This window comes from Nocardia asiatica NBRC 100129 (assembly GCF_000308415.1).
GTDB lineage: Bacteria > Actinomycetota > Actinomycetes > Mycobacteriales > Mycobacteriaceae > Nocardia > Nocardia asiatica.
Genome location: NZ_BAFS01000214.1, coordinates 40699 through 53272, shown reverse-complemented (window position 1 = coordinate 53272; position 12574 = coordinate 40699). Strand labels below are relative to the sequence as shown.

Below are 12574 nucleotides of genomic sequence, written 5' to 3'. Positions count from 1 at the left end.
GGGCCAGGTCTCGGTGTTCTGGGAGGACGCGCCGGACGGGCGCGGCATCAACTACCGCGACCTGTACCCGGAGGCCCCGCCGCCCGGCATGGTCCCGTCTTGCGCCGAGGGCGGCGTGCTGGGCGTGCTGTGCGCGTCGATCGGATCGGTGATGGTGACCGAGGCGATCAAGCTGATCACCGGCATCGGCGAGCCGCTGCTGGGCCGGCTGATGGTGTACGACGCACTGGACATGAACTACCGGACCATCAAGCTGCGCCGCGATCCGGAGCGTCAGCCGATCACCGAGCTGATCGACTACGAGGCGTTCTGCGGCGTGGTGTCCGACGAAGGTCAGGCGGCCGCGGCCGGGTCGACCATCACCGCGCGCGAGCTCGAGGAGCTGCTGAGTTCGGGCAAGGAAATCGAGTTGATCGATGTGCGCGAGCCGGTCGAGTGGGACATCGTGCACATCGCGGGCGCCAAGTTGATTCCGAAGGACCGCATCCTGTCCGGCGAGGCGCTGGCCGAGCTGCCGCAGAACCGCCCGATCGTGCTGCACTGCAAGACCGGCGTGCGTTCGGCCGAGGCCCTGGCCGCGCTCAAACGCGCCGGTTTCTCCGACGCCACCCACCTGCAAGGCGGCGTGATCGCCTGGGCCAACCAGGTGGACAAGTCACTGCCGGTGTACTGAGCCCGTGAAGGCCGCCGACGCCGCGCCGGGCGTCGGCGGTGCGATAGCGCCGTGAAGTCGCACGTCGCGGTTTCGGCAGACGGCTGAGCCCGGCGGATCGAGGGTTTGTCCGTCGGATCCTCGATCGGTGCTTATGCCCGGTATGGATGTAATCGAACGCAGCTGACTCCCCCGATCGTGCTGGGTGGCGTGATCGATGACGGTGGTCCGCAGGCAAGCGTGGGGTGCTGACGCGGACTGCCGAGCTTCGGACGTGTCCACACACGCCCAACCACGTCTTTCGAGCGAAGCGAGACCGAGCATGCGCCCTTCGCGGCCCGGCTCGCGTCCGAGCGGCCGCCGCGTCCGCGACGAAGCCGCCGGGGCGGTCGTTGGGAGGCGAGTCCTGAGAGGCTGTGATCCGCAACCCGGAGGCGCTGTCAGATGGTGCGGCGGCGGTACGGCGTGCACCCGAGTAGCAAGTTCCGCACCTACGTGCCCAGCGCACCGCAACCACGTCTTTCGAGCGAAGCGAGACAGTGCATTGCCCGTTCGCGGCCCGGCTCGCGTCCGAGCGGCCGCCGCGTCCGCGACGAAGTCGCCAGCGGCGGCCGCTCGGACGCGAGCCACAAGGGGGCCGTGAACACGCCGCGACGCAGTCGCGGCCAATCCAACACCGCCGCGAACACGGCGCGCCGCAGGTGCGCCAAAATGCGCGCAGCGTACGGTACGGCCGTGACTTCTGTAGAACCTCCCGAGCACGTGCGTGCCACGTTCGGTCTGCGCGAAGTGACTCCGGTTTCGCTCGGCGACTGGGAAGGTGGCTGGCGCTTCGGTGACGTGGTGCTCAGCCCGGTCTCCGATCACGCGCGCGCCGCGTGGTCGGCGAAGACCCGGGAGGCGTTGCAGGTGGACGGTCTGCGGCTGGCCCGGCCGGTGCGGGCGACCGACGGCCGCTACGTGGTGTCCGGCTGGCGTGCCGACACCTACTTGGAGGGCGCTCCCGAACCGCGGCACGACGAGGTGGTCTCGGTTTCGCTGCGCCTGCATCAGGCGACGGCGAATCTGGAGCGGCCGCGTTTTCTCGCGCAGCCGCCGGTGGTGCCGTGGGTGGACGTCGATGTGTTCGTCGCCGCCGATCGCGCCGCCTGGGAGCCGGTGCCGCTGCGCAGTCTGCGCGCGGGCGGCGCGGCTCTGTCGACCTCTCCGGACGGGCGGCGCAGCTTGGAACTGATCGGTCAGCTGGCCACCCTCCGCAAACCCGTGCAGACACCGCCGCAGCTGGTGCACGGCGACCTGTTCGGCACCGTCTTGTTCGCGGGCGGGCAGATCCCCGGTCTCACCGACATCACCCCGTACTGGCGGCCCGCGCCATGGGCGGCGGGCGTGATCGTGGTGGACGCGCTGGCCTGGGGCGGCGCGGACGACGGGTTGCTCGAACGCTGGGCCGACCTGCCCGAGTGGCCGCAGATGTTGTTGCGCGCGGTCATGTTCCGGCTCGCCGTGCACGCGCTGCACCCGAGGTCCACCCCTCAGGCGTTCCCCGGCCTGGCGCGCACGGCGGACATGGTGCGCCTGACCCTTTGAGTCTGCGCGCGAGTTGCCAATGTCGGGAATGCCCGATACTCGCGGTAGTGCATGTGTGCCGCATGCGCCAGTGGACTCTCGCCGAGAGAGGTTACGGATGTTGTTCGTTGTCCCGCGGATGTCGGCCGTGTGGACCGCGCCGGGTGGAGGGCAGGCATGACAACCCGCGCGGATCTAGATCTCGAAGACCTTCCGCATCCGAAATATGCCAGCGCCGGTCTCAATGCGGTCGTGGACGCCGCCAACGCGTACATGCAGAATGCGGTGCTGCTGTTCGCGTCCGGTTGGGACGGCGGACAGCCGGACATGATCGCTTGGCTGGGAGGACAGAAACTGCTGAGCGCGGACGGCCGTGAGCTCACCAAAGACGGTGCCCAGACACTCGCGCCGGGATCGTCGGTGCTGACCGGAAAATACGACGACAAGCGCGGTGCGATCCTGGACAAGGCGTCGCAACTGCGATCGCAGAACAAGGGTGTGAACGAACGCGCCATCGCGAGCTTCGACACCTCGAACAAGGCGTTCCAGGATGTCAAAGGGATCGCGGCCGGGCTCGCAACCGAGCTGAGTCGCGAACCCGGGGAACATCAGCTGACCCGGCTGCCCGACGGCAACCTGCACTTGACCCCCGCCGAAGAGAACCGGTTGTTGCAGCTGATCCTGGAAGGCGTGGACCGTGTGCACAGCACGATCGAGGACGCGGACAGCGGCATGCGAAGGAACGCGGGCAATATCTACGAGATGATGCCGGATCTGCCGCGCAACCCCTATGGCAATGCGCCCGATGCCGGCTCTCTGGCTCCGTGGACGCCGACCGCGAGCAACGCCAGTTGGACCCGCGGTACCGGAACCCGGGCGGACATCCTCACGAAGGCGGAGGAACAACTGGCGCTCGGCGTCACCGAAAAGGGCGGCAACAATGTCCCGATGTTCCTTGGCCCGGACGACAAGTGGTACAAGGCTCCCTACAACATCAACGACGCGTGGTGCGCGGCTTTCACCACTTGGACGTGGGAGCAGGCCGGTTACAACGTCGACTGGACCAACCCGAACTACGTGCCCTCCATCTGGAACGACGCCAAGCACATGGGGCTGGCTGGGAATATCGCGAGTGCCAAGGCAGGGGACATGATCATTTTCGACTGGGAGGGTGACGGAACTCCCGACCATGTGGGAATCGTGAAGTCCGTGGACCCCAACACCGGCAAGATCACCACCATCGAAGGCAATTCCAGCGATCGGTTGCAATCCAACACGTATGACGGAAACGCGAGATCGCTGGTCGGTGTGGTCAGGCCGCCGTCCAACGACACCGCGAGGGTCTGACGGTTCTCCCGCGGCATCGGGCCATCCGGACCGGAGGCATCAGTGCGACCGTAGTCGAGCTATGGCGGTGTGGTTGGCGTGTGGATCCAGCGTTATCGCCGCCGCCCACACATGCGCTGCGACGGCACGCTGGTCGAAGAGGGTGATCCAGGCGTCGACGGATCGTCGGGTGTCCTTCACCCAAGTGGGCGTCGCCCCGAGTTCGGGCAGGTGGAGGTACGTCAGCGCGGTGTAGCCGCGTGCTCGGGCGTCGAAGATCGTTGCCGCGCACATGGTGTCGGCGGTGGCGCGTTCGCTCATGCGGCCCGCCGCCGCGGCCTGTATCGCGTCCGGGGGGACGCCCTCGGCGCCGGTGAACATCTCGCCCACCGTCAGGTAGGCCAGCCCGAACCCCCACATGCGGCCCGCGAACCTCCGGATCAGCCATTCGGCCGAATCCAGGACGGGGGAGCGTTCAGCGTGGGGATCGAGAACGATCGAGGTGTGGGCCGCGTCCTGCGCGGAGAAGTTCTCGGTGCGGGCGAATCCCCAGAAGTGGATGGTGTCGGCATCGGCGGCATCTGCGCGGCGTTCGGTCATCATTGCCGTGAGTAGCGCGTCGATGGTCGCGCGCCGCGGGTATCGAATGGTGGAGTTGGTCTGCTGCCGCGACTCGTGTCGCGGTCGATTGCGTCGCTTCGACATTTCCCTCTTCGGTCGTGGGTCCTGTTGATGCCGTGAATGCGGTCGAGTGAATTCATATGTGCGGTGATCGAGGCGGGGTGGTGCGTGCCCCGCTCGCGGGCAGTAACACCTCCCAGAACTGGGTGCGCACCGCATCCCACAGCCGGAAGTGGCGTGGGTACCATTCGCGAACCTGCGCCAGATCCGGAAACGCGCGCTCGTCGAAAGCGACGAACCCGTTCTGCCCCAGAGGAATCGGCACGGTGTCGCCGTTGTTGCGCAGCCGGTAGGCAGGCGTGGGGTCGGCGGCGTCGCGCATGTAGACGATCTCGATCCGATTTCCCACTACCCACCAGCCGGTCTGTACGGCTCCGAGCGTGGTTCGATGCAACCGCTTCACCCTCGCGGCGGTTCCGTCGACCGCGCCGACGCCCGACCACGCCCGCGCGCATGTCTTTGCGTCACTGCGGAGTTGGTCCTGATTTCTGTTCCGTCTTCTTCGGCCATGCGCATATGCTGCGCAGCGTGCCCACGACGGGAGGCTCGAAACGGCCGGGGCGGAGCAACCGGCGCGTCCGCGCCGAACGCTTCCCGAGTTGGGCGCACGTCGATTCTCGCCGTGGGAAAAAAGCAGGTCACACCGTGGGAAAGCAGGGGAGGACACAGCGGAATGGTGGGTACCAGGTCGGACATCAGCCGGACGACGCTGCCGCGTCGCCAGCTGGGCCGCGCACTGCGCGACGCGCGCCAGGCCAGCGGCTACACGCTCGAGCAGGTAGCCGAAGTACTGGAGATCAGCCGGTCCACACTGGGGCGGCTGGAACTCGGGCAGAACGAGAAGGTCAAGGTTCGGGATGTCGAGTTCATCTGCGAGTACTACGGGCTACCGAAAGAACGGACCGAGTATCTGAAATCCCTCGCCGAGCAGACGCGCGTGAAACCTTGGTGGGAGGACTTTCGGGACCTGGTACGACCTGGGTTCAACACGTATCTGCAACTGGAGGCCGTTGCTACTGGCCTCCACGTCTACCAGTCACTGGTAGTACCAGGGCTGCTGCAAACTGCGGACTACGCGGGAGTGGTCACGGCGGCACCCCCGCCGAACACGCCTGAAGAAGTGGAGCAGCGTGTCGCACTGCGAATGAGAAGACAGACGATCTTGACGCGCCGACACAAGCCGTTGCCCGCCGAATTTCTACTGCACGAGACGGTGTTGCGCACTGTTGTCGGATCTGACCGCGACATGTCCTGCCAGCTCCGCCATCTGGCCGACATAGGGACGCGCGACAACGTGTCGATTCGAATCGTCCCGTTCAGCGCGGGATTTCCCGCCGGTTTGGCGATACCGCCCTATATCATCCTCGACTTCCCGCGTGACGAGCCAGCTGTTGTTTATACCGAAGGAGCGATAGGAACGATGATTTTCGAGGAACCCGCTGATGTGCAGCGGTATCAAGACTTCTACGAAGACCTGCGGCGCGGCGCACTCGGAGAACAAGCATCACGAGATCTGCTGAGGAACCTAGCGTGGAGGTACCAGCAGTGACCGTAGAGAAGTTCGGCGTTCACTGGTTCAAGTCGCGGTACAGCAGCGACGGCGAATCATGTGTGGAAGTCGCATGGCTCGATGCGGACCAGGTCGGCGTCCGTGATTCGAAGAACCCGACCGGCCCGGCGTTGATATTCACACCGGGTGAGTGGGATGCCTTCACGGCGTGTGTCATAGATGGCGCGTTCACACGGTCGTCTGATCTGTGAGACCGCGAAAGTAGAGCGACGACGGCCCGGACTCCGGCATTGAAGCCGAGGCCGGACCGCCGTCGTCTCGACACTGACAGGCGTCATGCTCGATCGCCCTGTTCCGGGCGCGGCCGGTTCACCGGCGGCTGAGCCAGACCGATGCCAGCGGGTACGGTGCGATGATCGGGGTCCCTGCGATATTCACCGTTCCGGTCCAGATTCCCTGTCGAGGGTCGATGTCACGCAGGTCAAGCCCGAAGGGTATGTAGTCGAACGTCACGTATGTTTCGTCCGGGCCGACCGGTCTCTGATGCCCGCCCCGGCTCGAGGTGCCGCAGACCAGCGTCACCGACCGGCCATCCGGAAAGACCTGCAGGTCGCAGTTCTCGATCGGCGACCCGACGATATTGGAGGGACCACGGCCGATGTGATAGGTCCCGGCTGGGATCACGCCGTTGCGTGGAAACTCCGGGTCCTCGGCAGAGGCGACGGCGGGAGCAACAGAGATGGCGGCGGCGGCGAGCGCCGCACCGGCCGCGATCTTGCCGAACTTCATGGTTACAGCTCCTTCGATCATCCGACGAACTCAGTCGTATGTCCTGGCTCTCGTTCAGTTCGTTACCGCACTGCCACCCTAGACACGACCCCAAACCCGTGACAGCGCAACGCAAGAGCCGTCCTACGGTCAGACCGCGGCCCGCCCGTCGCCAGAGGGATACCGCCAGCTCTTCTGCTACGGTTGGCGCACCTGAGTCGTCGTCACAGGGTCGAGAGGGTGGGGATGAGTCGTCGAATCATGCTGACACTGCTCGTCGGCGCGTTGGCGACCGGAGTCGTCGGGTGCGGGGACACCACGAACGGATCGCCTACGACGAGTACCGGCACGACCGCCGCACAAGCTTTGTTCAACCCGTGCACGGGGATTCCGGATGATGTGTTGCGGGCGTCTGGAGTGGACCCGGCCAGCGGAGAGGCGGGTATCGCGGGGGTGCACCAATCCGGCTGGGAAATTTGCGCTTGGGATGGGCCCCGGTACTTCATCACGGTGTACTCGACCGGTCGAACTGTGGCGGAGTTCGAGCGCAAGCCCGGAAACGTCGAGTTCAAGGACGTTACGGTCGCAAGTCGTCAAGGTCGGCAATTCAAGGTCGAGGGTGCGTCGAAGAATCTCGGATGTGACGTCCTTTTCCCCGCGTCACAGGGTGTCCTGCAATTGAGCATCCTGAACCGGGCTGGCATGGAAGGTCTCGAAGACCCGTGCACGGTCCTCTATCGAGTCGGCGAGCGAATTGTGCCTGTACTACCGCGTTGATCAGGGAGGGATCGTATGGCCGAGGGCAATGCTGCGCTGTGGAGTCGGCTTGCTGACCAAGCGCGAGGGGGAGAACTGTACCTCGATGACGAGAACGCTGCTTACTACTGCGCTAAAGCGTGTGACCAGCGCATCAGTGATCTGCAGGAATTCGTGCGCCTGGCGCGTGCTACTCAAAATGTGTCGGGCTTCGGAGACTTCGATATGGCTGATGACCTGACGAAGAAGTTTCTGAAGCAATCAACGGGGGAGCCTCATTCGATCGACCAGGTAATCAACGAACACATCGAGACTGTGAAGAACATGCGCGAGGTCATGGCGATCTCCTTCAAGCGCATCACCGGTCAGGACATCGAGAACGCCACGCAGATCGCGAGCACCACCGAGCAGGTGCGCTGATGGGTAACCCGTTCGACAGTCTGAGAGCCTTCGAGCTCGACTACGGGCAGTTGGGTTCCACTGTGCTGCGCAATGTCACCAACTGGGTGTCGGGTGAGGAGTTGCAGCCCGATGTCGATCCCGCCGCAGTGCAGGACAAGTACAACCAGCAGCGCGATGGCGTGCGCAACCGGGCAGCCGGTGTCGGTTTCCAGGGCGAGTTCCGGCCGAGGGAAGTTCTCGACGCGGATGAGTTCGAGAGGCACGATGTCGCCACGTTGCGTCAAAAGGTCGATCAAATCGACTTGAAGGCGGTCGGCGACCTTGTGACCGCGTGGAACACCATCGCCGACCGGCATCAAACCTCGTTGGATACCTTCACGCAGGCGATGGCGCGAGCGACCGACGAGGGTGTATGGCGAGGCGAGGCGCGCAATGCCGCGGCGAGTGCGGTCGGTGATTACGCCGCACAAGGTGCGCAGGTCTCGAACGCCGCCCGGCTGACCAGCAGCAAGTTGGCCGAATTGTTGACGGGGCTGGAGCCCACCAAGCAGTTGGTCCCGCATGCGCCGGAACATCGCAGTGGTGTCGGCAATGCCCTGGCCTGGGTGGCTGGGCGCGGATGGCGCAACGACGACGTCGCCGAGTACAACGCGAAGGCGGAGGCGTTGCGGGTGCTGCGCACCGTCTACGCCCCGGTGGTGATGGAGTCCGATACCAACGTGCCCGTGATCCCGCGTCCGTCGCCCGCCGCGAATCCGGGGGGCGCCGACGACGGCAGCATTCCGAAGAGCACGGACTACGGCAGCGGGAACCCGTCGGGAACCTCGTCACCCAGTTCGAACCCTTCCAGTACGAACACCACTGACGATCCGACAACCCCATCGAGCACTCAGTCCTCGGATACCACCTCGGAAGCACCGGAGTCGACCAGTACTGAACCGTCGTCCACGACGCAGGAATCGACTACGCCCGCTTCGACCACACCGGCTTCGACCACGCCCGCCCCCACGACGCCCGGTCCGAGCGGAGTGCCGACTACTCCGGGCACTCCCGGAAGTCCGCATCTCGGCACGCCGGGCACTCCCGGAAGTCCTGCCAATCCCGGTGCGCCGGGCGTCTCGGTGCCTCCGCGAGCTACATCGAACAACCCCAGCGTGGCCCCGGCCGCCGCGGCGCGAACGGGTGCTTCTCCCGCTCGCGCCGGCATGGGCGGCATGGGCGGAATGGCTCCTGGTGCGCGCGGCGGCAAGTCCGAGGAAGAATCCACCAAGGGCATTCCCGACTACCTGATCACGCAGGAGCACGGCGACGAACTCACCGGGCTCGACGACCTGCCCAGGTCGGTGCCGCCGGTGATCGGTGACAACCCGCGATAAGGACGTCACCCATGCCCGAGGTACAGAACTGGCGGCTCACCGCGCTCGAATTCCGGACACTGTGGGAGTCCACCGGCCGGGACGTGCTGCCGTATCCCTTGCAGCACCAGCACACGACGGAATTCCGGTCGGAGAGTCTGCGGCTGCGGCAGACGGCGGCTCGGTCGCTGCGCCCGCGCATCGATGACGATTTGTTGCGCGCGGTGGAAGTGCTGCTGGCGCCGGAAGCCCGAGTCGAAGTGGCCGGTTTCGCCGGACCGAGCCGGAACCGCAGGTTGCGGGCGCATGCGGGAGTGCACGACCAGCACGGTGCGGTGGCGGTGCAGGAACCGGGGCCGGACCCGGAACGCGGCGGTGACGTGGTGCTGACCTTGCTGTCCGCCGGTGAGGTGGCCCGGGCTGTGGTCGACGTGTTCCCCGTCTGCGCCCCCGGGCAGGGGAAGCAATTGCAGGCGTCTGCGGAGGAGTTGCGGCGGCCGCGCCCCCCGGTCCGCGACGCTTGGCGGCCGACTCCGCGTGAAGAGTTCGAACGATTCTTCACCCGTGCGATGACTTTGATCGGTCACGTCGGCGTCTACGCGATGGGCAGCGTCGACAATCGGCATACGCACGGGCGCAAAGATTTCCAGCTCAACGACGTCGAAGACGATGGTCGCTACGTCACGTTCGGCGCCGATGTGCTGACGATCAAACCGACCACCGCCGAGCGGATCGTCACCACTCTGCAACAGATGATCGCCAGGACGGTCAAGGAAGTGCGAGACGGGGTCCACCTACCGTACTGATCAGAGTGACGGCACCGACCAGAGTGTCGGCGTGATAGGCGTTCCGCTTCTTCGAGATGACGCAACCGCATTCGCTCAGGCGTTCCGCAAGTCCAGCGCGATATAGGAGCCCTTTTCCGTGGCCCGCGATGCTCGCAGACACTCCAGCCGTGCCAGATGCCCAGCGGACGCTCACGCTCCCCGGCTCTACACGACCGAACGCCCGCCCGTCGTCCCGGTGCAGGCCGGGACCCGTTGCCGGACCCGGGGTTTCGACCCGGGCGACAGGCGGACGTTCGATAGCGGTGGGCCGCTGCACCGGAGGGGGACGGCGCAGCCGGCGCCCGTGTCCCGCGGGGTCCGGACCGCGGGACACGCTGTGGCGGTCAGACGTTCGCGTACGCCAGCGAGGGAACGCGCTGGATGGCGAACGAGGACCGCAGATAGAACCACCAGGTGACGGCGGCCATCACCAGGAAGGTCGCGGCGTAGGCCCAGAACGCGGGAGCCATGCTGTGCAGGTGCGTGTTCGACAACCGCAGCGCTTGCTGCAACAGCCAGCCGCCGGAGGCGCCCACCGCGCCGATGACGCCGATCGCCGCGCCCGCCTGGCGCTTGGCCGAGGCGGCGGCTTCCGCCGGGTCGAGACCGTGCTCGGAAGCGTACTTCTTGGACTCCGCGCTGAAGATGGTCGGGATCATCCGGTAGGTGGAGCCGTTGCCGATGCCGGTCAGCACGAACAGCAGCAGGAATGCGACCAGGTACAGCGGGAAGCTCTTCAGTTCCAGCCCGGCCATGATCAGCGCGACCGCGATCGCCATGCCGCCGAACACGTACAGGGTGATCTTCGCTCCGCCGACCTTGTCCGACACCCATCCGCCGAACGGCCTGCTGAACGACCCGACCAGGGCGCCGAGGAACGCGAGGTTACCGAGCGTGGTGATCCAGCCGATCTTGGCCAGGTCGGGGAAGTTGGCCTTGATCAGCGTCGGGAAGGCGAAGGAGAAACCGATGAACGAGCCGAAGGTGCCGATGTAGAGGACCGCCATCACCCAGGTGTGCCGGTTGGTCAGCGCGCGCCGGTAGGACTTTCCGTCGGACTTGGCGGTGCTGATGCTGTCCATGTACCGCAGCGCGCCGAACGCGGCGACCAGGATGAACGGCACCCAGACCAGCACCGACAGCGTGATGCCGAAGCGGTAGCCGCCCGGGTCCTTCGCCATGAGGTGCGTGCCGAAGGTGATCAGCAGCGGCAGGATCAGCTGGGTCTGGGCGACGCCGAGGTTGCCGCCGGCCGCGTTGATGCCCAGCGCGGCGCCCTTCTTGCCCTCGGGGAAGAAGAAGTTGATGTTGGCCATCGAGGAGGAGAAGTTGCCGCCGCCGACGCCCGCGAGTGCGGCCAGCACCAGGAACACCCACATCGGCGTGCCCGGCTGGTTGACGAAATAGGCCAGGCCGAGCGTCGGAATCAGCAGCATCGCCGCGCTGAACACGGTGAAGGCCCGGCCGCCGAACCGTGGGATGGCGAAGGTGTACGGAATGCGCAGGGCGGCGCCGACCAGGGTGGGGGTGGAGGTCAGCAGCAGCGCGTTGCTCACCGCGGTGGGGTTGCCCTTGCCCAGGCCTTCGAGGAAGCCGAAGCCCGCCGCGCCCATGCTGGTCACCACGGTGCCCCAGATGACCCAGACGCTGAAGCCGAGATTCTCGGCGAACACGGAGAAGATCAGATTCTTGCGCGCGGTTCGCGCGCCGCCGGACGCCCAGAACTTCGGGTTGTCCGGATCCCAGTGGTCGAGCCAGCGTCCACGTTTCTGGTATTCGAAAGTCGTTGTCTGCGACTGCTGGCCGGTGGCTGCTACGGCGGTCATCGGCTTCCTCTCGATTCGGCTCGACCGGCCCTCATCGCGGCGCAGTGCCGCCGGCGGCTGTCGAGTGCCTAGCTACGGTCGAGACAAAGGTATGAGCCGCTTGTTGCGTCCCGGTGGCCCTCGATGACGTTCCCGGCAATTCCGACTCACATCGCGCGGGTTCGTATGGTGACCGCTTGGTTACCTGTCGCGATTCATCGCGCGTCCGGATATTCCGCGATGAGCGAGTTGAGGAAGCAGCGCGTGGCCGAGGCGGCCCGTTCGGGATCGCCGTCGATCACCGCGTTCACCAAGGCCGCGTGTTCCTCGGGGTAGGAGTCTTCGGATTTCGCCGTCCGCGCGCGAATGACCTGTTCGATGATGGGCAGCAGTGAGTCGTAGAACTCGAGGTAGACCGCGTTGTGGCTCGCGACGACGATCGCGCGGTGCAACTGGACGTCCACTTCGATCGAGGCGACCGGGTCCTCGTCCCATTTCTCGTCGCGTTCGGCCAGCAGGCGCAGCAGATCGGCGATGTCGGTGTCGTCGCGGCGGCGCGCGGCCAAGGCGGCGGCGGTGACGTCCAGCGCGAGGCGCAATTCCAGGACGTCGCGCTCCTCGGCGTCGGCGAAATATTTGCCCAGGGTGCCGCCGAGGTCGGAGGCCGCGATGACATAGGTTCCGGAACCTTGGCGGCGTTCCAGCATGCCCGCGTGCACGAGCGCCTGGACGGCCTCGCGCACCGTGTTGCGGCCGGTGCCGGTGAGCTCGGTGAGCTCCGGCTCGGTCGGGATGCGGGAGCCGATCGGCCAACGGCCGGAACGGATTTCGGCACGCAGCTGTTCGGTGACCTGGGCGATGAGGCTGGTGCGCCGGACGGGTTGCACCTCGACAGAGTACCGCCCATCACAAATCGTTGCCGCGCA

Annotated in this window: 14 protein-coding genes; 9 read left to right on the top strand and 5 right to left on the bottom strand. The window is 65.9% G+C overall.

From position 1 onward, the window contains the following. The 3 genes from ON27_RS21510 to ON27_RS21500 all read left to right on the top strand — a co-directional run. The coding region (locus ON27_RS21510) for a rhodanese-like domain-containing protein (RefSeq protein ID WP_043730675.1) at nucleotides 1-673 on the top strand (673 nt) is incomplete at its 5' end. A gap of 714 nt (nucleotides 674-1387) precedes the next feature. Then, nucleotides 1388-2239 (top strand): TIGR02569 family protein, encoded by an 852-nt coding sequence (locus ON27_RS21505; protein ID WP_043730672.1) that lies wholly within the window; start codon nucleotides 1388-1390, stop codon nucleotides 2237-2239. Nucleotides 2240-2368: 129 nt separating this feature from the next. Further along, on the top strand, nucleotides 2369-3565 hold the full coding sequence (locus ON27_RS21500) for a CHAP domain-containing protein (protein WP_157227273.1): 1197 nt from the start codon (nucleotides 2369-2371) through the stop codon (nucleotides 3563-3565). A 39-nt stretch (nucleotides 3566-3604) separates the two neighbouring features. Here ON27_RS21500 and ON27_RS39995 read toward each other — a convergent pair whose 3' ends face one another. Further along, the gene (locus ON27_RS39995) at nucleotides 3605-4144 is read right to left on the bottom strand and encodes a hypothetical protein (protein ID WP_157227272.1); all 540 of its coding nucleotides are present in this window, start codon (nucleotides 4142-4144) and stop codon (nucleotides 3605-3607) included. A 157-nt stretch (nucleotides 4145-4301) separates the two neighbouring features. Continuing rightward, nucleotides 4302-4619: a hypothetical protein gene (locus tag ON27_RS21490; protein ID WP_157227271.1), complete on the bottom strand. Its 318-nt coding sequence runs from the start codon at nucleotides 4617-4619 to the stop codon at nucleotides 4302-4304. 279 nt (nucleotides 4620-4898) lie between these two features. Between ON27_RS21490 and ON27_RS21485 the strand changes: the two genes are divergently transcribed. After that, nucleotides 4899-5774 (top strand): helix-turn-helix domain-containing protein, encoded by an 876-nt coding sequence (locus tag ON27_RS21485; RefSeq protein ID WP_043730632.1) that lies wholly within the window; start codon nucleotides 4899-4901, stop codon nucleotides 5772-5774. Next, a complete protein-coding gene (locus ON27_RS21480; RefSeq protein ID WP_043730629.1) occupies nucleotides 5771-5986 on the top strand; it encodes a DUF397 domain-containing protein in 216 nt (71 codons plus the stop codon). Before ON27_RS21485 ends, ON27_RS21480 begins: the two co-directional genes overlap by 4 nt. A 118-nt stretch (nucleotides 5987-6104) precedes the next feature. Here ON27_RS21480 and ON27_RS21475 read toward each other — a convergent pair whose 3' ends face one another. Next, a complete protein-coding gene (locus tag ON27_RS21475; RefSeq protein WP_043730624.1) occupies nucleotides 6105-6524 on the bottom strand; it encodes a hypothetical protein in 420 nt (139 codons plus the stop codon). A 240-nt stretch (nucleotides 6525-6764) separates the two neighbouring features. Here ON27_RS21475 and ON27_RS39990 point away from each other — a divergent pair, with 240 nt between their 5' ends. Genes ON27_RS39990 through ON27_RS21455 form a run of 4 tightly spaced genes read left to right on the top strand, consistent with a single transcriptional unit; the run spans nucleotide 6765 to nucleotide 9822 of the window. Then, a complete protein-coding gene (locus tag ON27_RS39990; RefSeq protein ID WP_051046854.1) occupies nucleotides 6765-7280 on the top strand; it encodes a DUF3558 domain-containing protein in 516 nt (171 codons plus the stop codon). Between the two features lie 15 nt (nucleotides 7281-7295). Continuing rightward, nucleotides 7296-7679, top strand: coding sequence for a hypothetical protein (locus ON27_RS43040; RefSeq protein ID WP_157227270.1), 384 nt, complete (start codon nucleotides 7296-7298; stop codon nucleotides 7677-7679). Next, entirely contained in the window at nucleotides 7679-9037 is a 1359-nt protein-coding gene (locus ON27_RS43035; protein WP_051046853.1) for a hypothetical protein, read from the top strand. The genes ON27_RS43040 and ON27_RS43035 overlap by 1 nt, the downstream gene beginning before the upstream one ends. Nucleotides 9038-9048: 11 nt before the next feature. Beyond that, entirely contained in the window at nucleotides 9049-9822 is a 774-nt protein-coding gene (locus tag ON27_RS21455; RefSeq protein ID WP_043730617.1) for an ESX secretion-associated protein EspG, read from the top strand. Nucleotides 9823-10187: 365 nt separating this feature from the next. Here the strand turns inward: ON27_RS21455 and ON27_RS21450 are convergent, their stop codons facing one another. Both ON27_RS21450 and ON27_RS21445 read right to left on the bottom strand, forming a co-directional pair. After that, nucleotides 10188-11669: an MFS transporter gene (locus tag ON27_RS21450; protein ID WP_043730613.1), complete on the bottom strand. Its 1482-nt coding sequence runs from the start codon at nucleotides 11667-11669 to the stop codon at nucleotides 10188-10190. Nucleotides 11670-11863: 194 nt separating this feature from the next. Beyond that, the gene (locus ON27_RS21445) at nucleotides 11864-12535 is read right to left on the bottom strand and encodes a FadR/GntR family transcriptional regulator (RefSeq protein WP_043730610.1); all 672 of its coding nucleotides are present in this window, start codon (nucleotides 12533-12535) and stop codon (nucleotides 11864-11866) included. Between the last annotated feature and the right edge of the window lie 39 nt (nucleotides 12536-12574).

What these genes read in the sequence shown, in the direction of transcription:
- ON27_RS39995 (WP_157227272.1), bottom strand. Translation starts at nt 4,144, where the DNA reads ATGACCGAACGCCGCGCAGATGCCGCCGATGCCGACACCATCCACTTC.
- ON27_RS21485 (WP_043730632.1), top strand. Translation starts at nt 4,899, where the DNA reads ATGGTGGGTACCAGGTCGGACATCAGCCGGACGACGCTGCCGCGTCGC.
- ON27_RS21475 (WP_043730624.1), bottom strand. Translation starts at nt 6,524, where the DNA reads ATGAAGTTCGGCAAGATCGCGGCCGGTGCGGCGCTCGCCGCCGCCGCC.
- ON27_RS39990 (WP_051046854.1), top strand. Translation starts at nt 6,765, where the DNA reads ATGCTGACACTGCTCGTCGGCGCGTTGGCGACCGGAGTCGTCGGGTGC.
- ON27_RS43040 (WP_157227270.1), top strand. Translation starts at nt 7,296, where the DNA reads ATGGCCGAGGGCAATGCTGCGCTGTGGAGTCGGCTTGCTGACCAAGCG.
- ON27_RS43035 (WP_051046853.1), top strand. Translation starts at nt 7,679, where the DNA reads ATGGGTAACCCGTTCGACAGTCTGAGAGCCTTCGAGCTCGACTACGGG.
- ON27_RS21455 (WP_043730617.1), top strand. Translation starts at nt 9,049, where the DNA reads ATGCCCGAGGTACAGAACTGGCGGCTCACCGCGCTCGAATTCCGGACA.
- ON27_RS21450 (WP_043730613.1), bottom strand. Translation starts at nt 11,669, where the DNA reads ATGACCGCCGTAGCAGCCACCGGCCAGCAGTCGCAGACAACGACTTTC.